Annotated in this window: 19 protein-coding genes, 1 tRNA gene and 1 pseudogene; 10 read left to right on the top strand and 11 right to left on the bottom strand. The window is 57.5% G+C overall.

The annotated features are described in order from the left end of the window. The first annotated feature begins 413 nt into the window (after nucleotides 1–413). From JQ580_RS33190 to JQ580_RS33180, 3 genes are all read left to right on the top strand, one after another. The gene (locus tag JQ580_RS33190; RefSeq protein ID WP_212285500.1) at nucleotides 414–1,898 is read left to right on the top strand and encodes an MFS transporter; all 1,485 of its coding nucleotides are present in this window, start codon (nucleotides 414–416) and stop codon (nucleotides 1,896–1,898) included. 4 nt (nucleotides 1,899–1,902) lie between these two features. Then, complete coding sequence (gene otsB, locus JQ580_RS33185; RefSeq protein WP_212285499.1) at nucleotides 1,903–2,727, top strand: trehalose-phosphatase; 825 nt, start codon at nucleotides 1,903–1,905, stop codon at nucleotides 2,725–2,727. Between the two features lie 234 nt (nucleotides 2,728–2,961). Next, complete coding sequence (locus JQ580_RS33180) at nucleotides 2,962–4,425, top strand: trehalose-6-phosphate synthase (RefSeq protein WP_212285497.1); 1,464 nt, start codon at nucleotides 2,962–2,964, stop codon at nucleotides 4,423–4,425. A 56-nt stretch (nucleotides 4,426–4,481) separates the two neighbouring features. On the opposite strand, the gene JQ580_RS33175 is transcribed toward JQ580_RS33180, so the two are convergent. Continuing rightward, nucleotides 4,482–4,826 (bottom strand): hypothetical protein, encoded by a 345-nt coding sequence (locus JQ580_RS33175; RefSeq protein WP_212285495.1) that lies wholly within the window; start codon nucleotides 4,824–4,826, stop codon nucleotides 4,482–4,484. A gap of 194 nt (nucleotides 4,827–5,020) precedes the next feature. Between JQ580_RS33175 and JQ580_RS33170 the strand changes: the two genes are divergently transcribed. Together JQ580_RS33170 and JQ580_RS33165 are read left to right on the top strand one after the other, a co-directional pair. Beyond that, nucleotides 5,021–5,110 (top strand) — tRNA-Ser (locus tag JQ580_RS33170). 221 nt (nucleotides 5,111–5,331) lie between these two features. After that, nucleotides 5,332–6,243 (top strand): hypothetical protein, encoded by a 912-nt coding sequence (locus tag JQ580_RS33165; protein WP_212285493.1) that lies wholly within the window; start codon nucleotides 5,332–5,334, stop codon nucleotides 6,241–6,243. A gap of 670 nt (nucleotides 6,244–6,913) precedes the next feature. Here the strand turns inward: JQ580_RS33165 and JQ580_RS33160 are convergent. Genes JQ580_RS33160 through JQ580_RS33150 form a run of 3 tightly spaced genes read right to left on the bottom strand, consistent with a single transcriptional unit; the run spans nucleotide 6,914 to nucleotide 8,866 of the window. Continuing rightward, nucleotides 6,914–8,227, bottom strand: coding sequence for a recombinase family protein (locus JQ580_RS33160; protein ID WP_212285491.1), 1,314 nt, complete (start codon nucleotides 8,225–8,227; stop codon nucleotides 6,914–6,916). Further along, nucleotides 8,224–8,673 (bottom strand): DUF2924 domain-containing protein, encoded by a 450-nt coding sequence (locus tag JQ580_RS33155; protein WP_212285489.1) that lies wholly within the window; start codon nucleotides 8,671–8,673, stop codon nucleotides 8,224–8,226. Before JQ580_RS33155 ends, JQ580_RS33160 begins: the two co-directional genes overlap by 4 nt. Further along, a complete protein-coding gene (locus JQ580_RS33150; protein ID WP_212285487.1) occupies nucleotides 8,666–8,866 on the bottom strand; it encodes a hypothetical protein in 201 nt (66 codons plus the stop codon). The genes JQ580_RS33155 and JQ580_RS33150 overlap by 8 nt, the downstream gene beginning before the upstream one ends. Nucleotides 8,867–8,964: 98 nt before the next feature. Between JQ580_RS33150 and JQ580_RS33145 the strand changes: the two genes are divergently transcribed. Further along, nucleotides 8,965–9,903, top strand: coding sequence for a hypothetical protein (locus tag JQ580_RS33145; protein WP_212285485.1), 939 nt, complete (start codon nucleotides 8,965–8,967; stop codon nucleotides 9,901–9,903). A 66-nt stretch (nucleotides 9,904–9,969) separates the two neighbouring features. Beyond that, a complete protein-coding gene (locus JQ580_RS33140; protein ID WP_212285483.1) occupies nucleotides 9,970–12,501 on the top strand; it encodes a phage/plasmid primase, P4 family in 2,532 nt (843 codons plus the stop codon). 1,157 nt (nucleotides 12,502–13,658) lie between these two features. On the opposite strand, the gene JQ580_RS33135 is transcribed toward JQ580_RS33140, so the two are convergent. The 3 genes from JQ580_RS33135 to JQ580_RS33125 all read right to left on the bottom strand — a co-directional run bounded on the left by JQ580_RS33135 (nucleotide 13,659) and on the right by JQ580_RS33125 (nucleotide 17,514). Next, nucleotides 13,659–14,078 (bottom strand): hypothetical protein, encoded by a 420-nt coding sequence (locus tag JQ580_RS33135; protein ID WP_212285481.1) that lies wholly within the window; start codon nucleotides 14,076–14,078, stop codon nucleotides 13,659–13,661. Nucleotides 14,079–14,111: 33 nt separating this feature from the next. Continuing rightward, nucleotides 14,112–14,501: a hypothetical protein gene (locus JQ580_RS33130; protein WP_212285478.1), complete on the bottom strand. Its 390-nt coding sequence runs from the start codon at nucleotides 14,499–14,501 to the stop codon at nucleotides 14,112–14,114. 1,114 nt (nucleotides 14,502–15,615) lie between these two features. After that, the gene (locus JQ580_RS33125) at nucleotides 15,616–17,514 is read right to left on the bottom strand and encodes an AfsR/SARP family transcriptional regulator (protein WP_212285476.1); all 1,899 of its coding nucleotides are present in this window, start codon (nucleotides 17,512–17,514) and stop codon (nucleotides 15,616–15,618) included. Nucleotides 17,515–18,005: 491 nt separating this feature from the next. Between JQ580_RS33125 and JQ580_RS33120 the strand changes: the two genes are divergently transcribed. Then, nucleotides 18,006–18,611 carry a CAP domain-containing protein gene (locus JQ580_RS33120; RefSeq protein ID WP_212285474.1) on the top strand — a complete coding sequence of 202 codons (606 nt, stop codon included), beginning with the start codon at nucleotides 18,006–18,008 and terminating at the stop codon, nucleotides 18,609–18,611. A gap of 641 nt (nucleotides 18,612–19,252) precedes the next feature. Here JQ580_RS33120 and JQ580_RS33115 read toward each other — a convergent pair. From JQ580_RS33115 to JQ580_RS33105, 3 genes are all read right to left on the bottom strand, one after another. Next, on the bottom strand, nucleotides 19,253–19,471 hold the full coding sequence (locus JQ580_RS33115; protein ID WP_212285473.1) for a hypothetical protein: 219 nt from the start codon (nucleotides 19,469–19,471) through the stop codon (nucleotides 19,253–19,255). Nucleotides 19,472–19,946: 475 nt separating this feature from the next. Beyond that, on the bottom strand, nucleotides 19,947–20,246 hold the full coding sequence (locus JQ580_RS33110) for a hypothetical protein (protein WP_212285471.1): 300 nt from the start codon (nucleotides 20,244–20,246) through the stop codon (nucleotides 19,947–19,949). Between the two features lie 139 nt (nucleotides 20,247–20,385). Beyond that, entirely contained in the window at nucleotides 20,386–20,757 is a 372-nt protein-coding gene (locus JQ580_RS33105) for a type 1 periplasmic-binding domain-containing protein (protein ID WP_249134622.1), read from the bottom strand. Nucleotides 20,758–21,102: 345 nt separating this feature from the next. Between JQ580_RS33105 and JQ580_RS33100 the strand changes: the two genes are divergently transcribed. Both JQ580_RS33100 and JQ580_RS33095 read left to right on the top strand, forming a co-directional pair. Then, nucleotides 21,103–22,455, top strand: coding sequence for a tetratricopeptide repeat protein (locus tag JQ580_RS33100; protein ID WP_212285469.1), 1,353 nt, complete (start codon nucleotides 21,103–21,105; stop codon nucleotides 22,453–22,455). A gap of 1,331 nt (nucleotides 22,456–23,786) precedes the next feature. After that, on the top strand, nucleotides 23,787–23,939 hold the full coding sequence (locus JQ580_RS33095) for a hypothetical protein (protein ID WP_212285467.1): 153 nt from the start codon (nucleotides 23,787–23,789) through the stop codon (nucleotides 23,937–23,939). 183 nt (nucleotides 23,940–24,122) lie between these two features. On the opposite strand, the pseudogene JQ580_RS33090 reads toward JQ580_RS33095, so the two are convergent. Beyond that, nucleotides 24,123–24,355, bottom strand: a pseudogene (locus JQ580_RS33090) (hypothetical protein); the annotation flags it as partial.

Here is a 24,355-nt window from a genome sequence, read left to right as displayed (position 1 = left end):
GCTGCCGAAACCGGCTCGGCCTCGGAGGAAGTGCTGCACTCGGCCAAGACGCTGTCGTCCGAAAGCACCCGCCTGCGTGCCGAGCTCGATCGGTTCATGGGAAATATCAGGGCGGCGTAAGGCTCGCCCGGCGTCAATTCGCTGTCGTCTCTTTGAGCAAGCGCGCCCCGGCGGTGCGCTTGCGTCTTCGTGCGCTGACGAGCACGATTGTGTCGTCTTTTCGACACCGGTCATGCGTCAATTCCTTTTCAGCCGAAACGGGTAACCAGCAGCGCCCTGCGAGGGGGAACCCGGCCTTGCCGCAGACGTTGTCGCAGGTGGCAGGCGGAATGCCGCACCCCCAATGATCGGATCGTCCCCGTTTCGCACCATGTGAACCGGGGTCGTTTCCATTGATCGAACGCAATGGCCCGATGAAATTGCAGCGAAGCCCAGCGCCGAATGATGTTCCAGTCGTGGCGGCAGCCGCGACCGGTGACATCGTAGAGACCGATATTCCCGCGCGGCTCGACTCATTGCCCTGGAGCGGCTTCCACACCCGGGTGGTGCTGGCACTCGGCATCACCTGGATCCTCGACGGGCTTGAGGTGACGCTGGCCGGCGCGCTTTCCGGCGCGCTGAAGCAAAGTCCGACGCTGCACTTCTCGAATTTCGATCTCGGAATTGCCAATTCCGCCTATCTGGCCGGCGCCGTGCTCGGTGCGCTCGGCTTCGGCTGGCTCACCGACCGCATCGGCCGCAAGAAGCTGTTCTTCATCACGCTGGCGCTCTATCTCTCGGCGACGGCTGCGACGGCGCTGTCTTGGAATGTGGCGAGCTACGCGCTGTTTCGCTTCCTCACCGGCGCCGGCATCGGCGGCGAGTACACCGCGATCAACTCGACCATCCAGGAGCTGGTGCCGGCCCGGTATCGCGGCTGGACGGATCTCGTCATCAACGGCAGCTTCTGGATCGGGGCCGCAATGGGCGCGGTCGCGTCCATCGTGCTGCTTGATCCCGCCGTGATCGCGCCCGACTACGGCTGGCGCCTTGCTTATCTGATCGGTGCCGTCATCGGTCTCTTCGTGCTCCTGATGCGAATGTGGATTCCGGAAAGTCCGCGCTGGCTGATGATCCATGGCCGCCCCGAGCAGGCCCACGCGATCGTCGACGAGATCGAACGCTCCGTGATCGGACACGACCAGGATGCGAGCGAGGGACGCTTTGCCAAGATGCGGCTGAAGATGCGCGATCACACGCCGATCCGCGAGGTCGTTCACACGCTGTTCTCGGCCTACCGCCAGCGCGCGCTCGTCGGTCTCGTGCTCATGAGCGCGCAGGCATTCTTCTACAACGCGATCTTCTTCACCTTCGCGCTGGTGCTCACCGACTTCTACGGCATCAAGGCCGATCATGTCGGCTGGTACCTGCTCCCCTTCGCCGCCGGCAATTTCCTTGGGCCCCTGCTGCTCGGCCGGCTGTTCGATACGCTCGGACGCCGCGTCATGATCATGTTCACCTATGGCATGTCGGGCCTGTTGCTGGCGCTTTCGGGCTATCTGTTCTCGATCGGCGTGCTCACGGCGCAGGGGCAGACCATCGCCTGGATGGTGATCTTCTTCTTCGCCTCGCCGGCCGCCAGCGCGGCCTATCTCACCGTCAGCGAGACCTTTCCGCTCGAAGTTCGTGCGCTGGCGATCGCGGTGTTCTACGCGGTCGGCACCGGGATCGGCGGCGTGATTGGGCCGGCGCTGTTCGGTGCGCTGATCGACTCGGGATCGCGTACCAGCGTGTTCGCCGGCTATCTGCTGGGGTCGGCCCTGATGATCGCGGCGGCAATCGTGGCGTGGCGCTATGCCTTCGCCGCTGAGCGTAAATCGCTCGAACAAATCGCCCGGCCGCTCGCCTTTATGGAGTAGACTGATGAAATCGGAACTAGCGGAAATGGCATTGAACCAGCAGCGTACCAAACCCGACGATATGCCCGAAGCAGTGCCGGTGCCGCACGCGCTCGTGCCGCATCTCGACCAAACTGCAATCCTGCTCGATATCGACGGAACGCTGCTCGAACTGATGCCGACGCCGCGCGAGGTCTGGGTGCCCCCGGGCCTGTCGGACACGCTGAACCGGTTGACCGAGCGCACGTCCGGTGCGCTGGCGCTGGTGAGCGGCCGCTCGCTCAACGACATCGATCTGATCTTCGCTCCCGACGTGTTCAGCGCCGTCGGCGGCCACGGCGCCGAGCTGCGGTTGTCCGTGGGGGATGATGCCGAAGACGTGCCCGCGCCTCCGCTGGACAAGGAGCTGAAGCGGCGGCTGGCAGCCATCGCCAAGCTCAGTCCAGGCATCCTGCTCGAGGACAAGGGCTATTCGCTCGCTCTGCATTACCGCCTCGCGCCGCATGCGGAGAAGGCCATTTACGAAGCCGTGGCGGTCATCCGTGCCGACCTGCCGAATGCGCCGATCGAGGTGCTGCCAGGCAAGTTCGTCTGCGAGATCAAGCATTCCGGCTTCACCAAGGCGACCGGCGTCCGTGAACTGATGACGCGCGAGCCTTTCAAGGGACGGCGTCCGATCTTCATCGGCGACGACGTCACCGACGAGACGGTTTTCGCCATCATGCCCGACATGAACGGGCTTGCCTTCTCGGTTGGTCGGCGCGCCATGGGCGTGAACGGACATTTCGACACGCCGAATGACGTGCGCGAGTTTCTGGCCAGATTGCTCGACGACACGCGGCTGGATTGAGGCTCGCCCTGTCCGTGCCACATTGCCGCGTGGGTGATGAACGCGGGCGCGAATTGTGTTGCGCGCTTTCATGGGGACAAGCGCTGCGTCCTGCTGGGAATTTTCAGGTTCCGCTGAGGAAAACTGGTTCCAACGCGGCTGCCCGACTTTGGTTTCATTTGGCGCAAATGATGACAGGAACCATATTGATGAACGGCAGTTAAACGGGTGGAATGAAACAGGAGGGGACGACCTGTGAATTTAGTCGTCGTTTCAAATCGCGTCGCTCGCGGCAAACCTAACGAGCCGATGACGGGCGGCCTCGCCGCGGCCCTGTTGCCGGTGGTGGAACATTCGGGCGCGATCTGGGTGGGTTCCTCGGGCCGCGTGCGTGACGGCCATCAGAAGGAACCGTTCGCCGAGATCGAAGCGCTCGGATCGGGTGCGATTGCGACGTTGGATCTGCCGGCGGCGCATTACGGCGGCTATTACGAAGGCTTTGCCAACTCGGCGCTGTGGCCCGCGCTGCATTCCCGCAGCGATCTGATCCGCGTCTCGCGCGACGATTACGTCAGCTATCGCGAGGTCAACGCCTTTATGGCGCGCGCCTTGATGCGCTTCCGAAAAGACAAGACCGCATTCTGGGTGCAGGACTATCATTTCCTCGCGCTCGGCGCCGAACTGCGCGATCTTGGCGTCGATGACCCTATCGGCTTCTTCCTGCATACGCCGTGGCCGGTGGCCGCGGTGATGCAGGGCGTGCCCAATCATCGCGAGCTGGTCACGGCAATGCTGGCCTATGATCTGCTCGGCTTCCAGACCGCAGAGGATTGCCAGAACTTTCTCGGCTATGTCGCAAGCGAACTCGGCCTGGCCGTCGAGGACGGCGTTGCGATCTCGCCGACCGGCCGCACCCGTTGCGAGGTCTTCCCGATCGGAATCGATGCCGAGAAGTTCTCGCAATACGCGGCGAAATCGGCCTCGCATCCCGACGTGTCGCGGCTGCGCCGCAGCCTCAACGGCGAACGCCTCGCGATCGGTGTCGACCGGCTCGACTATTCGAAGGGCCTCGTCAACCGCATCAGCGCGTTCGACCGGCTCTGGACCGAACAGCCGCAATTTTCGCGCAGCATTTCGCTGCTGCAGATCGCCACCCCGTCGCGCGGCGGCATCGAAGCCTACGGCAATCTGCAGGTCGACGTCGCGCGCCTCGTCTCCGATGTCAACGGCCGCCACGGCGAGGTCGACTGGACGCCGATCCGCTATCTGAACAAGGGCTTCAGTCAAACCGTGCTGGCGGGCCTTTACCGCACAGCGCAGATCGGCGTGGTGACGCCGCTGCATGACGGCATGAACCTCGTCGCCAAGGAATATGTCGCAGCCCAGAATCCGGCCGACCCCGGCGTGCTGGTCTTGTCGAAATTCGCCGGCGCGGCCAACGAGCTCGATGCCGCACTGCTCGTCAATCCGCACGACATCGACGGCATGGCGCGCGCGATTGCGATTGCCGCGGCGATGCCGCTCACCGAGCGTAAAATGCGCTGGGATGCGATGATGAAAAAGCTGCGCAGCCACACCATCCAGCAATGGTCGGCCGATTTCGTCGCTGCGCTGGAAAAGTGCCGGATCGAGAAGGCCGCGGTCGCCCCGCTCGCCACGCAGCCGCCGCAGGCATTGCGCTGGCTCAAGTCCGCGATCTCGGGGGTGCGGTTGATTTAGTTCCTGGGAGCCGCTCGATATGCGTCCCTCCTCCCGCAAGGGATGAAGGAATGACGTCAATAGCAATACGACACCCCCTCCAGAATCGCGCATTGCCGCTTGTTCGGCGCATTGGGATCGTCCATCGGCACCACGCCCTTGCCCTGGCCCACGAACACGCCGGTCCCGATATGCACCGAGCTCTTGTTGTCGACGATCACGCTTTGATGCGGCGTCGAACTCGAGCGCGTGCCGTCCGGCCAGAGGATGGCGTCGCCGGACAGCACCCCGCGCCGCCCGTCGTCGCAGCTCACGTCGACGCCTTGCCGGGTACAGACCTGGGCGGCGGCGGGCGGCGCGAAGAATGCGAAGCCAATGGTCGAAATCAGGCCGAGGGCGGCGATGGTGCTGCGGATGGTCATGGCGTCCCCAGTCTGGTTTGCTGGTCTCACGTGAATCGTCGCGCCAAACTCGTCAACGGTTCAGCCGGCCGGCGGGCCAAGACGTCTGCGACGCCAGATATTCTCCCGTAAATACAATATCTTACGGAAAATTCACCCGATTTCCCTGCGATCCCTTGCAAAATCATCGGCGCCCCTTCAAGAGAGGGCGCTCCGGAGAGATGGCCGAGTGGCTTAAGGCGCACGCTTGGAAAGCGTGTGTGCGGGAAACCGTACCGTGGGTTCGAATCCCACTCTCTCCGCCAGTTCATTTCTTGAACATCCTCTCCGTCCTAGTCGACGCGGCTCATAGCGCTGATTTCCCGGCTTTTTTAGCGCTGAACCGTACTCAGCCAACGGGATGTGACCTCGGCGCTTCTCCGCCACCCTGCTTTTCTCCAAACCTCCGTACTTTGTGAGAGAGTACGGACAACCAAACCCATTGATAATCAAAGCCTTTTGAGCGCGGGAAAAGCCGAGGATTCATTTGGCCATTGCCACCCAAGATCGCCAAAGAAGCAGTCGTCCGTTTAGATATTTTACAAGCCTCTGTGCGCCGATTTTCCAAGGAAATGGCGTGACGTGTAGGAGCGGGCCATGTCAATCTACACGGCCCTACTATACGCAAAGCAAGAAAAGCTCGATCCTTGCCATCGAACAGCCTGAGTTATTCGCCAAGACTGCGCTTGTCGTTGAGGATGAGATAACCGACGGGGCATTCTATGCGTTTTTGTTTTCCAATTTGAGAGACGTGATCGGCGTCCCGTCTGTTAGCTGTGAGTGGCTTCACGGCGGAGGCGAGCGCACCTTGGATGTAGCTCGCAACCGCGTGAGGGACGGACGAATTGTAACAGTTATTGTGGACACTGACGCTCACTCTCCTGCCTGTCCACGCCCCGAAAAACTGCGCAGCTTGGAACTATTGGCCTCTCAAGAACGATGGCCGCTAATCTTTGTACATCCCACGCCCTGTAAAGAAACTGAAAATCTGATTCCGTTAGACGTTGTGGAAATGCTCGAGGGCGCAGCGGATCGCGCGAATGAGCTTCAATTTCTACGCAATATCCAAGATGGCGAGCGCGCTGAGAGGGCCGAACCTCGAACCGCGTACTGGCTCTATTTCGACATTAAGAATGGCGTCGATCACCTTTACGTTGCCGGGCTGCATGCAGCGGCGAAGGAGTGGACAGCAAGCAAGATCAGCTACGCCCGATTGACTTCTGAGGAGTTCGATTTTGGCGGATTTGGCAATCACGTTGTGCCGCAGGTGATGCGGCAGAATGCTTTAAGTGCCAGATTGCGGGACTGCGTGAGACGGAGAGACTGGCTACATGTGTTTGGAGAATTCATCGCTGAAGTGATGTGGCCGTGCGTTTGTGGCGTGAGGCAATTCACCTAGCGAGCTACTGCTCGCAAAAAGACGAAACTCGCCGTTCCAAAATGCAAATCCCTCCTACAAAAGGAGTTGATGCGAGCACGAACTGACTAGTCTTTTAAATGATGATGTTGCTGGTCTGGGACTACCACCCCCGCTGTACTTAACTTGCGCCTGAGATACCGCATCTTGGTTAACGCCCTGGGTTACAAGAAGCTTTCTGAAGTGAGCCGCATGCCCGCCACTCTGTCCTCCGGGCCGTCCCTTCGTTCTCCACTTCACGAACGGAAGTGAGTTCGTTGCGCAGCCCAGTCGGTGGGGAACGGCTTTAGAAGCGCCTTAAGCTCCAGTGTTTTGCTTTGCCTTCCGTCTAGTATGGACTGGACTAGATCCGGCGCAAGCAAGGTTAGACGGAGCACCCGGCAGACGTAAGACTCGTTGACTGCTTCACGTTTTGAGAGTTCTGCTGCGGAAGCATAGCTTCCAGTCTCGATAAGGCGCCGCCATTGGTGCGCTTTCGCGAGCGCAGTAATAAGGCTGTTGCTTGGTCGGGATCGAGTTGCCTCCCAAGCCTCCGCGCCGGCTGGGACTACAATTTGCTTCCTGCCGCCGATTTGTCGGAAATCAACCGGAATGCTAACGACTAGCTCGCGTCCATCGCGGCTGAGCCGCGCGTTCGGTTTGGATTTGGTTGTCACGCCGCCTCCGTAATAGGCCCGCTGCCCTTGAGATCCGCGATCAGCGAGGCGAAGCCGTCCACCCGAAGGTGCACATCAACCTTCGCAGTGTCGACGACCACCTTAGCTGCAACAAGCTGGAGAATGCGGGATTGTTCGGCAGGGAATAACTCGCCCCACACCTGGTCGAAATCGACGAGGGCATCGCGGACCCATCGCTCGGTGGCCCCGGGCATGTGGACACGCATTTGCTTCCAGGTCGCGACAATCAGCTCTGGCGACGCGAGTACGCACCGGACCTGATCGACGACGATCTCCTCGATCTCCCCTGCGGGGACGCGGAAGGCCGCACCGGATGCAGCTGCGCCTTTGATGGTCTGCTGGCTGACGTAATAGCGGTATAGCTTGCCACGACGGCGGGTATGAGTGGGAGACATCGCAACGCCAGCGGGATCGAAAATCAGGCCCTTGAGCAGGGCAGGGGTCTGCGTCCGGTGCTTTGCGGCACGCTTGCGAGGGCTCTCTTGCAGGATGGCGTGCACCTGGTCCCAAAGCTTGCGCTCGATGATCGCATCGTGCTCGCCGGGATATGCGGTACCCTTGTGTACGGCATCTCCAATGTAAGTCCGGTTATTGAGCATCTTGTAAAGCACGCCCTTATCGATGGCCTGGCCATAGCGATTGCGGACGTCCTTCAGCTTGAGCTCTCGGGCGAGGAGGGTGGCTGAGCCCAAGGTCACAAACCTGCGGAAGATCCACCGGACAGTCTCCGCATTCTGGTCATTGATCACCAGCTTCCGATTTTTGACCTCGTAGCCGAATGGGGCCCAACCGCCCATCCACATGCCCTTCTTGCGAGACGCTGCGAACTTGTCGCGAATGCGCTCGCCGGTGACCTCGCGCTCGAACTGGGCAAAGGACAGCAAGATGTTGAGCGTCAGTCGCCCCATAGACGTCGTGGTGTTGAAGGCCTGCGTGACGGAGACAAAGGTAACGGTGCGCCGGTCGAACGCTTCCACAAGCTTGGCAAAGTCCATCAATGACCGCGACAGCCGGTCGATCTTGTAGACCACGACCACGTCAACCTTGCCGGCCTCGATGTCGGCCAGGAGGCGCTTGAGGGCAGGCCGCTCCAGCGTGCCACCAGAGAAACCACCGTCGTCATAGTGGTCGGGAACGAGAAGCCAACCTTCCTGCTTGTGGCTTGCGACATAAGCCTCGCACGCCTCTCGCTGGGCCTCCAGGGAGTTGAACTCCATGTTCAGGCCCTCCTCGCTGGACTTGCGGGTGTAGACCGCGCAGCGCAGCTTGCGCATAACCGGCTTGCTCATACCGATGCCCGCTGGCTTTTCAGGCCAAAGAACACCAAGCCATTCCACCGGGTGCCCGTGATGGCCCTCGCGACCGCAGAAAGCGATTTGTACGGCCTGCCTTGGTACTCGAAGTCGGCGTCGCGGACTGTCACCTGATGCTCGACACCCTTCCACTCCCGAATGAGGCGGGTGCCGCTGACGGGGCGGTCCGAGTTTTTGTGGCGAACGCGCTTGCTGCCCTTGGTCGGCAGGTCGGCCGCCAGGGCTTCCAGGCGCCGGACGGTGTCAGCGGAAAGTCCACCGTACGCCAGCTCCTGGATTCGGTACGCCAGCCGGCTTTCGAGAAAGCGCCGGTTGTAGGGAGGCGGCTCCGAGCCGAACAGCTCGCGCCAGCGCGCCTTCAGCGTACCCACGGGGGCACTCTTAAGGGCCGAAATCTGCGCCAAAACGCCGCCGCTAGCCATCCGCCATTCTCCAGTCCAAAGGCGCGGCATGTCCGCTCTGGTCGGGCGAGATGTCGAGTGAAACATCTCCCGTGTGGTCGGATAATCCGCTTGCCTTTCGGGCCTGGATCCGGCTGAGGCCAAGCGCCAAAATTCCGGCGATTTCGGCAATTCGGTCGTCGGCGGAAAGAATGTGTGGAGATCCTGTGATCATCCGCACTTCTTGAAGCTGATTCGGGAAAGTGTCCGGCGGTCAACCCCACCCATTTTGGGCTAGGTTTACAGAAACCGATTCAACGGCTGCGGACGAACATGTCTAACCATCACTTTGCGCCCGGACCTAACGCAGAGATCGAGCCGAAGGGCCCTCAACATGCGTTTGAAGGAGCAGTTGATCTACTCGCGCCTTTCAAACGCCGGCTGGAGGCGCACGCGCCGGCGGATGCACGGGAGGCGATGATGACGGCGGCTAAGGATCCCCGCCTTTTGGCGTGTGCGGAAGTCCACAATTTGGCAGAGCATCTAAATAGCGCTCTGTATCGGGCTCGTGAGGCCCCAAGGCTCAAGGATGTGGTGGCAGAACTCGGGCGGGCCCGAGATCTTCTTCGCGATGCCAATTTGGCAATTGTTTCACTCGATGGATGGTCCCTCTTCCATCTTCGCGGTTCTTCCGAGGGTTATAGGGATAAGGTTGAGCCCCGTTGGCTGCCTTCCTACGAAGATGGAAGTGCCGGCGAATTCGTTGAACTGTCCTCGCGCATAGCCGATCAGATGGACGAGGTTGTCGGCATGCTGCAGAGGAGATTTGGCGACGGTCAGATCGCTGATCGAGGCGGCGTTCAGAATTACGAAGAGCGCTTTCTTGGCCCCGTGAAGAACAGGTTCATTCGGGAGGCGTTCGATGTTTTCGATGCCTATCATCCTGAAAGGGCGAGCTCGTCAGACGGCTCGCCGTTTTTCTGCTTCGTACACAGGGTCTACGAGTTTGCGACAGGCGAGCATGACGAAGACAAGGTTGCCCTTGGATATAAGCTGCGAGAGCTGATTAGCGCGTTGCACGCTTATAGCCGTGCTAAGGCTGAATATTGGAGAATTGAGCTGATGCTCGACTCCGGCGACCAAAACGACCCAACCAGGGCCGACCTCCAAGACCGCCAGAGAGAAGCGAAGAAGCAGATGGAACTGCACGAAAGAAAGCTTGTCCCAGGCCTCGCTCCAAAAGCCCGACCTCCTCGAAAAGCGGCGAAGTAGGCCGCGGGCGCGAATCATCCGGTTGACGGCCTTCTTCGACCTCGTTTCGAGGTGGAAGGAAGCACAATGGACAGCCGGGGAAGGGAGGGGGTTGGACAACTCCGCAGCACGCGGGCGGCGGCGCTGGGGTATGCCGCAAAGGGTTGGCCCGTCTTCCCTTGTCATCCCCAGACCAAGCAGCCGCTCGTTAAAGCAGACGTGGATCCGGTCAGCGGCAAAGCAATCCCGGGGTCTGGGGGTCTGAAGAAGGCAACCACCGACAAAGCGCAGATCGAAGCTTGGTGGCGGAAATATCCTGCCGCGATGGTCGGGGTGCCGACAGGGACGCTCATTGGCGCCTTCGTGGTCGATATTGACGCGGGCATGGATAGCAAGACAGGCGAGGTTTTCGACGCCCCTCAAATCCTCGGTCGCCTCGAAGCCGCGCTTGGCTGCGCACTGCCGCCGACATGTGTCTGCCGTACTCCGCGGGGCGGTTTGCATCTGTACTTTCGATTGCCGGAGGCCGGCGACGCGATGCCCCGCAATCGGGCCGGCATCCTGAAGCGGATCGATGTAAGAGGGGAAGGCGGATACGTCATTGTTCCTCCTTCACTTCGCTCAGACGGCGCCGGCTATGTTTGGCAGGGCGGCGAGGATGCTGCCGTGGCCTGCGCTCCTGCCGAACTCCTGAATTTCTTGGCGGCAAAAACTCCTCGCGATAGTCAAACCGGCGCCAGAGCATCGTCAAAAGAGGCCTACGGTCTGAAGGCCCTTGCCGATGAAATCCGGATCTTGCGCGCCGCGGCGGACGGCACCCGCAACGAGACGCTGTTTCATAGCTCAATAAAGCTGGCGCAACTTGTAGGCTCTGGGCATCTTGACGAGTTAGTTGCCCGCTCCGCCCTTGTGGCGGCCGCGGGGCAGTGGCCAAACCTCCATAAGTCAAAAACAACCATTGCTTCTGGCTTTGCGCGCGGGTTGGCGGAACCGAGGGCTGTCCCGACGCGCGCAGCCAAAAATCATATTGCTGAGCGGGCTGTTGTCGCGCCGGCAGCACCGAAGATCGCTGGCTCCATTTTCCAGCGCCTCGGCTTGGATGAGGATCACCAAATCCAGCTCGACAGAGAACTGGCTCAGAGTCCCCTGACAGACCTGGGCAATGCCGAACGCTTTGCCCGCCGGATGCAGGATCGGCTGATGGCGGTGCCGACGCGGGGCTGGTTTCAGTGGGACGGCTGCCGATGGACGATGAACGGCGCGGAGGACGCGGCGCGCATCGCGGCTCAGTACGTGGCGAGATCCATCCAGCGCGAGGCGGATGCGCTGTGCGGGAGCGATGAAGATGCAGTCGTTGAAGTTCGATCTCCCGGCGCCAAATGTGAGCGCGAAATCAGGCTGTCCGACAAGCTGAGGGATTGGGGCCGAGAGACAGAAAACGATCGGCATTTGACCGCGTTGCGCAGGCAGGCTGAGCCGATGATGGCGGTCGACCAGGCGCGGCTCGATGCTGATCCGATGAAGATCAACACAAAGAATGGGACTCTCAAGGTCAATAGAAGCTGCGCAGACGAGGATCCGATCAGCTTTTATCCTCATGATCCCGCCGATCTGATCACAAAGGTCATCGATGCCGAATACGAGGCAAGCGCGACGTGTCCGGTGTACGACGCCTTCCTGAAGAAGGTTCAGCCCTCACCGAAAGTGCAGCGCTTCCTCCACCAATGGGCTGGACTTGGCCTGACCGGCGACACGTCAGAACAGAAGCTGCTGTTCTTCTGGGGAAAGGGACGCAATGGCAAGACAACGTTGGTGGAGGCGTGGGCGTCGATTTATGGTGACTATGCGTGCTCGCTTGCGGTTGAAACCTTCATGGACAATGGCCGGGGGCGGAGCGGAGGCCAGGCGACGCCGGATCTCGCGCTCCTCCCCGGGATCAGGTTCGTTCATACTGATGAGCCGGCGCGCAACGCGCGTTTGTCGGAAAGCCACGTAAAGCTTCTGACTGGAGGCGATACCATCCAAGCCCGCGAGCTGAACAAGGGCTTCTTTAGCTTCAAGCCGCAGTTCAAGTTGACGATGTCGGGCAACTACCGGCCTAAGGTGGACGGTGGCGAGGCGTCGCAGGGCACGTGGCGCCGCCTGATCATGGTGCGCTGGGCAATTACGGTTCCCGAGCAGGACGTTGATAGACAGCTATCGGCAAAGCTCAAGGCGGAGGCTTCCGGCATCTTAAATCGATTGCTCGATGGCCTCCGAGACTGGATCGACCACGGCCTGCTCGTCCCCGATGAGATCAAGGAGACGACAGAGGAGTACCGCAGCGACAGCGACGTCCTTGGTCGCTTCCTCCAAGAATGCACCATGCGAGCGGTGGGGCAGCGCTTGTCTAACGCCGAGCTCCACAACCTGTTTGTCGTTTGGAGCCGGAAGAACGGGGAGCGTCCCTGGACAAAGAAGAGCCTGACCAGCGCGATGAAGGAACGCGATTACGAGCAGTCCCGAGGGGAGGAGCGCTATTGGAAGGACATCGTAGCCACCAAAGCGGTGGGTGACTTCGCGGTTAGCGTCTCGGCTGAGGACGAATTAGAGGGTGAGGAAGCTGAAAACGACAGTTGAAAGTGTCGGGAAATGCGAGCGTCCAGAAAGTGTCGGGGCCTAAAAAGCTCGAGAAAAGTGAGGCTTCCCGACAGTTACGACACTTTCGACACTTCTTTGCGCAGAACTCCCTAAGCGCGCGCCCGCGCGCACAGGAAGGACTAGCTCAGGACACCGAAGTGTCGGAAGCGTCGGCAGGTTTGGTGTCAACCGGGTGTCAACCTTGTCAACCGTGTCAACCTAACTTTTGGAGTGCTCCGGCTAGCGAGACCGAGGGGTGCGAATTACCCGCGGTCGTTCGGGAAGCCAGAGGGACCCGTGAAACCAAGAGTCGACCACGCTGAAGCGATCGGCCCGCTGGATGCCAGCACAGTCTGAGGACGAGCATTCAAAGAGGGCAGTGCCTACTAAGCATGAATTGCGTACACCTGAGAAAGCGCGCCGGCCCGGTTCTGCCTCAACACCAGGCCTGAGTTGGGCGCCTTGGCATAGTCCGCTTGTGGCCCCTAGAAGACTTTGCCGCGCCGCCAGCTATACGTCAGGGACTGCGTTGCGTGAGTAAGCGTGCAAGGCTTAAGTGATTTGCGGGTGGTAGCTGACCATCGCCGACCCGTTTGATATCGCATTAGAGAGGGAAGCAAACACATGTTTCGCAAAATTGGCCCTGTTCAACAGCAAATGCCTATTTTGCTGATATCAATCAGCTGGGTTTATCGGCAAAGAGCCGCGCTTTAACCGAAAGTATGACTTCGTTTGATACGCACCGAACTTTCCTTCGGGGACACACGATCGAGAGCGTCGGACATCTAGAAGAGTTCCCGTCGGGGGATAAACGATCCCATAACGTTCGATCTATCTGCTCTTTGTTGCCTCTCCGCTTGTAGACGTCTGTGCCTTGCACTGCATTCGCTCCGTCGAACAACCGTTAAAGCAATCTTTCGAGCGGGAGCTATCCCAGAGGGTTACGCCAAAGTTTTTCCCGCCTACACTATTATCCTTGCAAGTTTGCTGGCAGTTCGCATATTTCGTTGCGCATTTACTCGCCGCTTGGCCCTCTGTCGTGGAGAGCAGGAAAAAGCAAACAATAGCGGTCATTCCAAAAAGTGCATTCATTGATCTACCTCTATATAATCCGGATCAAATATCGCTGGTCGTCTTGGTTGATGTTTGGCCGACCGTCAGTGTAAGGCCGGAGCCGGCACAGGCGGCTTCGAAGTGTTGACTGCACCTTCCTGCTGAAGCGGCAGCTTGATCGGCACGTAAATAAACTCTCCGGAACTGCAGCCTGAGGGACTACACGATTGGACGACAATCGAAGCGGGAGTCCTAGCATCGTGGAAAAACTTTATGGAACCCGATCCGGAAGCTTTGAACGCAACATAGGCTCGTCTTTCCTGCTTCAATCTGATTTCGGTTTTATCGCCAGGCCCCTGGAAGTCGACCACCAGAGTATTCCCCGACTGCAGAGCTGACACACAAATCTTGTTTTGGCAGCCCAATCCAAGGGCTTTCACCTGATTCAGCGGCGTTACCGAAAAAATAAATGCCACAGCAAATCCGGTGATCGCTTGGACGGAGTTCATTTTTCCACCTGCCACGGCAAACTCTTCGGTCTAATTGGTGCCCGTTGTTCATGGAGTTGCAGTCCCTGTCATGCCAGAGCTTTGCGGCACCTTTATCGGCGAAAATACAAAGTGAGCGCCTTTGAAGACTCGCTCGTCCGAATAGACGCGCACATAGATGTTGACCGCTGCTCCTGATGAATTTTGCCAGACCAATTCGCCCCTAGCAGCAGCATACTTCGTTGCCTTAACAGCCCCCACGGGGGGCGACGGAAGGAAAATTAAGAACTTGAAGGCTCCCTCCACAGCATAAGAGATTTTGAGGTTCGTACCAATTTGGCTTGCCGAGACGCAAACGCCTGCTTGGCAACCCAGTTCTCTGGCCAGTGCTCTAAAGCTAATCATTGATGCGACAGCGAACACTAAGACGGCGATTGAAATTGACTTGCGAGAACTCATTTTCCCACCCATGACACAGCAGCGCGTTTGTTGCGCTAGTCGATGCATTGGAATGGATGAGAGAATTGCGCATCCGCGAAACACATCTGCTTTCCAGGAGCAGGGGTCGCGCAGGCTTGGAGTGCGTAGCGTAATGGTTTGCAGGTGTTTGCGTTGACTGTGAAATGAAACTTACCTTGCGGACCTACAACGAGTTTCGTTTCTCCATTCCGCTTGATATACACTCGCGTGACGGTCGGGGAAGTTGCTCGATATGTCACATTTAGCTGTGTCCCGTCATAGCTGCCGCTGACACAAACGCCATTCCGACAATTTTCGGCATATGCCCCGCTAATCATTGTGCCAACCAAAGCTGGCAAGCTCAAAGCGAACAAGATTCCGTTTAGCAATGTACGACGCGATATAACTTGTTTTGAACCATCAGATTCACACGCTCGTGCGTTGGCGGTTTCGCAATCACCGGACATAGATGTCCCTTTCACAGATTACCATGACAGTGAAATTTCCGGGTTCGCTCGTACATCGGAAGCCGCCCGGGTGATCCCAAGAAGGCTGACTGGGTACATTAGTCGATCTGTCGAATTCTTTGTGACAAGTCATTCTGACGGGGTGGAACGGCAATTCATCAATGACCTGTAGACTGCAAGGAACAACGATTCCGTTGATCTTGATCGATGGTGCGCGAGATGCGGATGTTGCCGCCCGCGCTGGTGCAAGAGCGAGACACCCAAGGCATACAAGCTCTCCTACCACAGCGAGTACCATCAACTTTTTAGCAAAGAGCGAATTTGCAGCGAGAGCGATCTTCCGCTTCTTTCTCTCGACGCCCTTACAAGATGCCTCCACTCACCGACTCCACGCCTCGTCGTCTTAAGATACAGGGTGGGAGCACCAGTTGGCGTGAAAAATGCGTGAAAACAATCAATGCATCCTCGGTTCAGGATTGCGTCTCGACGCGACTGAGTTCCCGATCGGACGGGCACCTACCACTTAGGCACAGCGGGGACTATGGGCCTATTTCCGCGCGGTTAGAGATTCAATTTGTATCCGCGCACAACGTGGGTTGTAAGCGCAACGACAAATACACATGCGGCAGAATGAATGGCAGATGTGCTCATGATTTTGGAGTTAAGGCGTCTTGAAGAACTAAACATAGCTCCCGGTATCCCTCCTCTTCCTCCACAAAGCGCTCCTTGTAAAAGTGCCGCGAAAGTTCGAAGAAAGCCTCGGCACTGAACCCCGGGATCATCCCCTTGAGAATACCGGCTGCTTTGGCCGCCTCTCGAGTTCGACGTTGTAGCCCCAGACTACAGGTCAACGCGATCCACTGGGCGGGGGCATCGCTATAAAGACTGATCGCTTGCCTCGCAGCTTTCTCCATTTCATGAAGGTTGCGCTGCTTCCAATACGCCCAAGCTGCATAATGAAACCATCGATGCGAACGCGGATCCCGAGGGGACAGTCGCATTGCCGACTTAAGAAACTCAAGGCTCTTATCAATATCGCCGCTAGCGCAACGATTGACATTGGCAAACAACGCTAGCCCATGCGCGTCAGACGGATCAATCGCGACCGCCCTACCCAATAGTCTGAGCGAGCCGTTCAAATCGCCAGCGCTGTAGAGCGTAGTGTCTGCGCAATTTATAAGCACCGCTGAATTATCAGGTTCAAGGCGAAGTGCTGATCGCGACAAACGGACTGCCTCTTTCCGTTCGAGCCCCGCGCGCGGATGAATTCCCCACAACGAGCGCATTGTGTAAACAGACGCCAGCAACGATCGAGCTGCTGCGTACCTGCTCTCAAGGCGGATGGCTTGCTTGAGTTCTGCGACTGCAGAGTCCAGCCTTTCCGCATTTCTTGTAAAAAGGATATGACCTTGAGCCCGGTGATAATGGGTCCAGGCGTCCAGAGCTTCCGGAGGTTGCCGAAGAGCTTTGATAGCTTCATGCTGCATAATGGTCGGCTGCAGTCGTGCTATAAGTCCCGCGACGATTCTATTTCGTATTTCTGGAAAGCGGCGGACCTTATCGTGCAGAACGTCGCCCCAGACGGACAGTCCGCTGACCCCGTCGATGAGCCGAACATAAACACGGAGGTCGTTAGCTGCGACTTCGATACTACCCTCGACTAAATAAGCCACTCCAAGTTCAACAGAAATCTGTCGTACATCCTTGAGTTCATATTTGTAAACTTGCGCAGACCGACCGGACGTGACGAAAATTGTACGCAGGCTCGCAAGAGCGGTTGTGATTTCTTCTGTGATACCATCTTCGAGTCCATGAAAGGGATTAGCGCTATGCGACACGTCTCGAAACGGAAGAACAGCTAAAGATGGCCTATCGCGAGGCGGGGAAAGAGGACGCGGCGTTGGGCTTGCTGCTTCGTAGTGCTGCTGATTGATCTCATCAATCCAGTTGAGGTCGTCGACTTCATTCAGCCGCTTTGGAGCGTTTTGGCGCGATCGTTCAAAAACTTGAGCGATCGTTTGTTCGAGCAGAGTTGGGACACGACGCTCTGTTTTAAGGAAGCGTTCTGTTAATTCTCGATAAAACTCGATAGCATGTGCCGTTTTACCCTGGGCAGCGTACGCCTTGATAAGTACCACACTTGCGGCCAAGGCTTCTGGATTAATTCGCACAACGAACGCGGCGACCTTCTCCTCTTCTTGAGCCGACAGCTGTTCGTTCTGAGCTAAACAAGCCTCACAAACAGCCAAGCTAGCGCGGGCGATATCGCGTCTGGTCTTCGTGAGCCACTGGTTCAGCCGTTTGCCGCGGAAATCCTCTCCTTCCATGAAAGAACCTGTATATCGTTCGGCCACTTTCACCGCATCAGCCTCGGCGATTGCAGCCAGCAGATGAACGACGTCTACTTCAATATACGGGGGCAAAACGATTTGGGGACCTGCTTGCCAATCAGCTGGCTTGTGCGAGCCAAGATTGCTCCGCAGCCGAGAGAGCTCCTGTCGTAGACTTACGAGCGCCTGCTCGCTAGGCCGATCTTCCCACAGCAAAGCGGCTAACTGTTTCCTTGCGGAAAGCCTATTGGGCCTAACGGCTAGTAGCGCGCAGAGCAGCCGCCCCTTAGCGCTAGGCACCAACACATTCTGCTCGTTTGCCTGAGCAGCGAACTTACCTAGAAGCCTCAGTCTAATTTTCTGACCGGACGACGACCAGACTTTGTGACGAACGGAGCTCAAGAATGCCCTCACCACCCCATTTATGAGAATCGTCGACCAGCATCATCGGTCGCATTGTCGTGTTTTAGCAAGCCTCGCGCTCAAGGACGATATGAGCGTTTTCCGTCTCAAAGAAGCGATATTTCGACGCACGTTCAATCTTAGCCTGCATAACATTGGTCGATGGAGTTGGGCGCTCGTGCGGCTAACGGTCTCGAAGTCTGACCGGCCGTAATTGAAAGTTTCACGCGTTTTTCACACCCACGCTGTGCTCAATTGGCTTAAGTTTATGAAGAGATCACGGTCAGGGAAAGAGCATCGCACCCATGAAACCTGCGTTACTTTTTTCAAGAGCGGTCAAGTTGAAGTACAGCCTCATAATTGTGGCTTGTGTCTCGTTCTCGACTATATCGGGGGCTCAAATTTTTAAATCTCCGGATTCGTATGCGACTGCAGATTTGATCATGAGCCAAGTCAACAGCTACAGAAATTCGCTTGGTCTCCCGAAGCTCTTTGGACACACTAAGCTTAATATGGCGGCCCAGGCCTATGCTGATTATTTGGCGGACACGAACACTCAAGGCCATCAAGCGAACGGCACGACATTCGACGCGCGGATCAGAGCCGCGGGGTACCGGCCATGTGTGCGTGGAGCGGGAATTAATCAGTTGGCAGAAAATCTCTACTATTACACTTCACGCGGTGGACCTATGCCACCCGCTAAGCTCGCAGCGGCCGCGATGCAGGGCTGGAAAGGATCACCCGGCCATGACGCCAATCTGCGGTACCCAACATTTAACGATCACGCAGTCGCGGTAGCGGCGCGCAGGGACGGCGACGTCTACACGTATAAGATCGCGCATGAATTTGGCGATATGTGCCGGCCACCAAACGTTCCCGACGCTAATCAGTTTGGCAAACGGATCCGCTAAGGCCGGGCCTCAGCCTTGCAAGCTCACCAAATGAATCGCTAGGAAGATGAAGTGCAAACAAACTCCGTGCTCCTGAGCGCTCAGTGGATGATCCTAGTACGGCTCGCTTTTGTATTGTCGGGGATTTTGTCGTTCAGTGGGCCTGCAACAGCAGGGGGCGAACGATGCGTCGCCAACGTTTGCGTCAAGGAGACGTTCAGGAGCAATCTGCTTTTCGTGAGCTACCGAGTCACCTCGGGCGACATGACTCACGTAAACATTCTCAGCAGGGCGTTGCGTGACTTTGGCTCCGATAATCAAATCGAAGGTGGAAGGTCAGGCAGATTTGACCTTGCTGTTTTCCTTGGCGAAAAGTACATGATTCAGCTCTGCAACCGTGGAGGTCTATTGCAAAGGTCCAGCTGCGGAGGGTGGAGAATCTTTCACATTCCCAAGCCTCCATCATAGGTTTGCTGGATTTTGCCACGCTGCCCACGTAAACCCCGAAGCATAACGGGGTGGCCGAAATCTTCACAGAGTTCGTCGCGGCATTAGTTAGCTACAATGCGCAGTAGTCAGGAAATCGCGTGGTACTTCACAGAGGCTGCATGCGGGTTCCCTTTTACATCCGTGGCGCAAGCGCAACAGGTCTCCTGGTTCGGCTAGCTCTCCCGAACCGCCGCGGGTGTAGCTATTGCGCTGGACCGCTTAATCAGCACCACCAACATCAGTGCGTTGATTAGGATCGAGAATATCGACATAAGCGCCAGCATGATCCACCAGGATATGCTGTAACCTCTCATCCAGTTATCAAACACCGTAATGAGCAGCATCCCTAAGCCGATCGACGTGCCAATAACATTCAAAAGAAACCAGCGCATCTGAGATATTCCACTGTTGCGCAAATAGAAGTATTCAGGTCAGGGCACGTTCGGAACTCATGGTGAGCCGATTGCGAGGTATCGGCTCACTCATGAACACTATCAGGCATCGGGGTAGCCATTCGCCCTGTTGCAAGCGCGACGATCGCGGTTGTAGGCGATCACACCAGCCGTATGACCGTAGAGCTGCGTAATTACCTGGCCGTGGCTAGTAGCGGCTTTTACGCAAGCAACATAAGGCTTGTTGCTCATCCAATCATATGGTCCTGCGCTTGCAGTAGAGACTGAGCCAACCGTCGAAACGATTGCGGCCGCAGTTGCGATGGCAAAGAGCCCCGTACGAAAGCTTGTCATGTTCGTTGTCCCAGGTCAGATCGCACTATTGCGTAACTGTGGAAGTACAATGGGAGCTTTCCGAACACTCGTATGTGCGGCACGTCACGTTAAAACGCGTCACGGATCACCCTGTCCGTATTCAGGATCGAACAGGTCTGTGCAGCGCCTGGCCGATAATCATTAGGGGAACGGCCAACATGATAAAAAGGATGGACATCATAACGAGCTGGTCCTGGAAATTGGCACTCGCTGGCGTTCTTGAGACCATCAGGTTCGTAATGATGAACCCTAACCCGGCCAAAGAGGATAGTATGCTGCTGGCCTTGGCAATCAGTCCAAGCCGACGCCATTCGATGTCGCGAGCCTCGGTTCTGACAGCCTGAGTGTTCAGCTCCGAACGCAGTGCGAGCAGCTCGGCTTCCATTTCAGTCTGCGTCATCAATTGCTCTCGCTTCCGGTGAGTTCACTGTCTCACCACTGCTAACACAATCGGCAATTACACTGTGGGTCCGTTGGGATAATCATGACGTCGGAACGCTCCGCGCGCAAACACATAGGCGGAGCGGCCTGGAGGGCGGTTAGGATCCTTTAGCGCCGCTCATAACCGGCCCGAATCGCTCCCAGCTTTCACCCTTAAACCGCATCATCTGAAGCTGCTCGATCGGGGCAAAGTCATCTGGGCCAGTCTTGATCCGCGTGCCGGGCAGGTAGATTCCAATTTCAAAATCGAGGTTCGCTGCCTGCTTCATTACGTTCTCGCGGGTCAGTGTATCACCGCACTGACGTAGGACTTGCTCCAGGCCCTTCGCCACACCGTACCCAAAGACCGTCGCTGAGTCATCAAGATCACCCTCGGGGTACCACTTTGTCATGAACGTTCGCCACTCGTTCATCGATGCATCGTTCTTCCACTCAGAGTCCTTCGGATCCTTCAGGTACGCGGTGGACAAGATGCCCTGGCTGGCCTCGTAACCGGCAGGTTCGATCCCGCCGGAATGACTGCTTTTGGCCCGAACGCGAAGTCTGGCAGCGTCCCGGTGGTCGGCGCATAGGGGTAGACTAGACGGAGCCGGCCGGCACTCCGAAGGGGGTGTTAAGGCCCGTTGCAGACGTTTGCGGGTCAAGTTAGCGTACTTCGATGGTAAGCGGTCTGGGGCTTGCACTCGGTGACAGAGAACAGCGACGCGAAGGAGGAATTCTCCGGCCGGACCGAAGAGCCGGCAATGTCATGGCTGCAGAGCCTTAAGAGCCTTGTTGCGAGATATAAGCCCCGGGTCCAGCGCTTGGGGACGTTCATGGCCACCATTGCCGCCCTTGGAGCTGTGCTTGGTGGCCTCACCGGATATTGGTCCGCATACAAAACCGTAACTTACGATCTTCTGGGCATTCAGAAACCTGTTTCTCCGCGCGTAGAGCCGGAGCCGGGCGTTCAGCGAAATTCGATCGCCGTGCTGCCGTTTACCGTCCTGGGAGACCCGACGCATGAATACCTGGGGGCTGCGATATCAAATAGTCTAACGAACGACTTATCGTTTCGCGTGCCTGGGCTCTTCATCGTTGGTGTCGATTCTGCCTTTTCATACGCTAAGAAGTCAGCTGGACCTCAGCAGCTTGGGCGAGAGCTTGGCGTCCAATATCTCCTGCTAGGCGCATTGCAGCGCAGCAGCGGTCGGATAAGAGTCGACGCGCGCCTGGTGGAATCCCAGTCCGCAAAGCAGCTTTGGGCGGAGAAGTTTGAGGGAGCAGACGATGATCTATTCCAGCTTCAAGATTTCATTTCGTCGCGTATAGCGAACTCGTTTGGAGTCGCCCTGCTTCGCAAGAGCACCATCGATGCCGAGCGACGAAGCACTAAGCCTGAGATAACTGACCTGATCCTTCGTGCCCAGGCTGAATTCCTCCTGAACAATCGATCTTTGGTCTCGTTGGCGGCGGCTGAGTCCTTGTATCGTCAGGCCCTGGAACTCGAGCCAAATAATTCGGATGCGCTTATCGGACTTGGAAATCTGCTGGCCGTCCGCCTGAGTTTGTACCGGTTTAGTCTAAAAATGACGCCGGATCAGCTCGCGGCAGCCGTTGCCGAAGCCCGCAACTTTCTGGATCGTGGACTGATCCTCAACCCTCGATCGGCCATCGCTCACAACGGGAAAGGTCGTCTGTACTCGGTTGAGCGAAAGCCAACTGAGTCTTTACGCGAGCACGAAATGGCACGCTCGTTGGATCCGAACTACGCAGTCAATTATCACAACCTTGGAGCGGTCGAGCTATCGCTCGGGGAACCCCAGAAGGCTTTGGAGTATTTGGAGGAGGCGATCCTACGTAGCCCGCGAGACCCCGCAATAGGCGTTATCCAGATGCATATGGCCCGAGCATATGTGCTCTTGGGGCGCTGGGACGATGCGATTGAAGCAGGCACGAGGGCGATGGTGTCGCCGACTGATATCGCCACGGTTCAGTTAAATTTGGCTGCCGCATACGCTGAAAAGGGCCAATTAGACAACGCCAGATCCGCCCTTCAACAAACGAATGAGCTCAGGCCCGGGATCTCCATATCGGCTCTTCGGGCGGCTAACGAGCCTGCCTATATAGAACTTGCGCAAAAGACATTGTTCGAAGGGCTACGCAAAGCTGGTCTGACAGAGGACTAGAAAAAGCCGGAAAGGGACAACCGTCTGTCGACGTCGCCTTTCTCCCCATCTGCTATCGATCGCAGCTACTCGATGGCATTCTTTTTTGGATGATAATTCCCGGAACGCAGGGCGTGATCAAGGCCGCATCCCTCGTCGTCACTTCCGCTTGTGGCGCGGGGTTGAAAGCCCACAGCGCGGCGATGTCCGCTTCCGAGAGATCACCCGACCACGGGCATGCTGGCTGTCCACGGCAGCCTCTGACCCGGAGCAGCTGATTGGGTATGGGCTCGAGTAGAGGGGTACGCTGAAAACTCGGAGTTTGGCCTCGGACGGCCACCTTCACCGATTTGCTGCATCAGCCATATCCACAAGGACCACCTTGCCGCCGGCCTTGGGGGCTAACTTGGGATTTCGGAAAAGGAAAAAACGATCGGCTCCCCGACCGCGGCCCGCAGATTCACACTGGCGGGTCTTGTTACGCAAAGCAGGCAATGATTGCGAGAACCACGTCCGCTCCTAGGTCGCCGGAATACATTGTGAAGAGAAACCCGGCTCCAAGGGCAACTACAATTGCTTTGAGTGTAATCATCTCGAAACTCCCCGTTAATCAGAGGAGCATAGGCCCAGCTCGTTTCAGGACTGTTTCGGGCGCTCTGTGGATGGTTTCGTTCACCAGAGCGTTATCTGTATTGCTACGGAAAACGGGAAGGCCGCAGCAGGAGGTTCATTTCGCTGCGGCCCCCGCCTTCAAAAAACCCGGGTGAAAACTTCTAAGTGAAATATGAGACCAGCCCCGGTGATCAGAAGCCTATTCGGGAAAAAACGGCATGGCGAATCATTTTCGCCGGTTCCGAAAATGAAACTTGAGCTTTATTGAGATGGATTAATGAGGGAGGCCCGCCGGGGGGCTGGCGATCTGGCGGGCCTCACCTCTGAGCAAGGCCGCGTATGTCCCCCACGGCCCCGTCCCAAAAGCAACACTGACAAGATTCTCGCTAATGACAGTCTAAGATCGAGGCAAGATTGGCCTGCGGTGTGCTTAGGTCTGGTGCCGCGCCGATCGTGCGGAACGTCGCGGCGTCGGTCGCAGGAGATGCCTCGTTGCACTCCTGCGACCTTCTCTGCGTGCTCCGGCGCTCTGATCCGCAATTGGACTAGCAGCCGGGAGCTGGGGGGCTGAACCCAAGGAGATCCCACATCGGATCTGATCCGACAATGCGTCAAACTCGCACTCCGTAGCTTTACGCTTCCGGCCTTTGCAGCGGAGCAGAAGGGCTTGAACCCAGTACGTCCTGAAGCTTTAACCGAGGAAAGAAGTAGCTTGGCCGGTAAAAGCTGAAGAGAATCGCATGACCGTCTGGATCTACAATAAAGGCGAAGAGCTGGTGGTGTTTGTTTCCGAAGAAGCCGCGAAGGTTTGGCTCGATGAACACGATCCCGAGGGTGTAGCCTTCGAGTATGAAGTGCTAGACTTGCCGGCGCAACTTGGAGATAGGGGCTAGGTCCTTAGGAACGTGGGCGAGCACTGTTGGGTTAGGAAGTGCGGCGGGTGAAGTTGCGGATCGGCCTGTCGTTAGAAGTCCTCGGCCTCAGTTCATCTCTGGCCTCTTTAAAAGGATGCTGAGCAGGTAGGCCAAGCGCCGCAGAAACGGCATCTGCTCACTGCACTTTTCGCCCGAGGTCTCTCAGGAGTGAGTGGAGAAAATCACTCGCATGGTCGTACCGCGCGCCGCCGCTCGCGATTTCACGGGCCGCGGCTCCACTACACTGCCTACCGCTTCTGGACCAAGTAGGTCTGCTTTTTCGGACCATTTCTGCAGCAGGCGATCAGGAATATATTCCGCAGACCCGAACAACCTCAAAAGGCATTCCTCGGCTCCGGCTTTGTGATCGTGATGAGCTTTCGCCGCGTAGAAAG

The organism is Bradyrhizobium sp. SZCCT0148, assembly GCF_018129985.1.
Classification (GTDB): Bacteria; Pseudomonadota; Alphaproteobacteria; order Rhizobiales; family Xanthobacteraceae; genus Bradyrhizobium; species Bradyrhizobium japonicum_H.
This window is presented reverse-complemented; position numbering and strand designations above follow the sequence as displayed.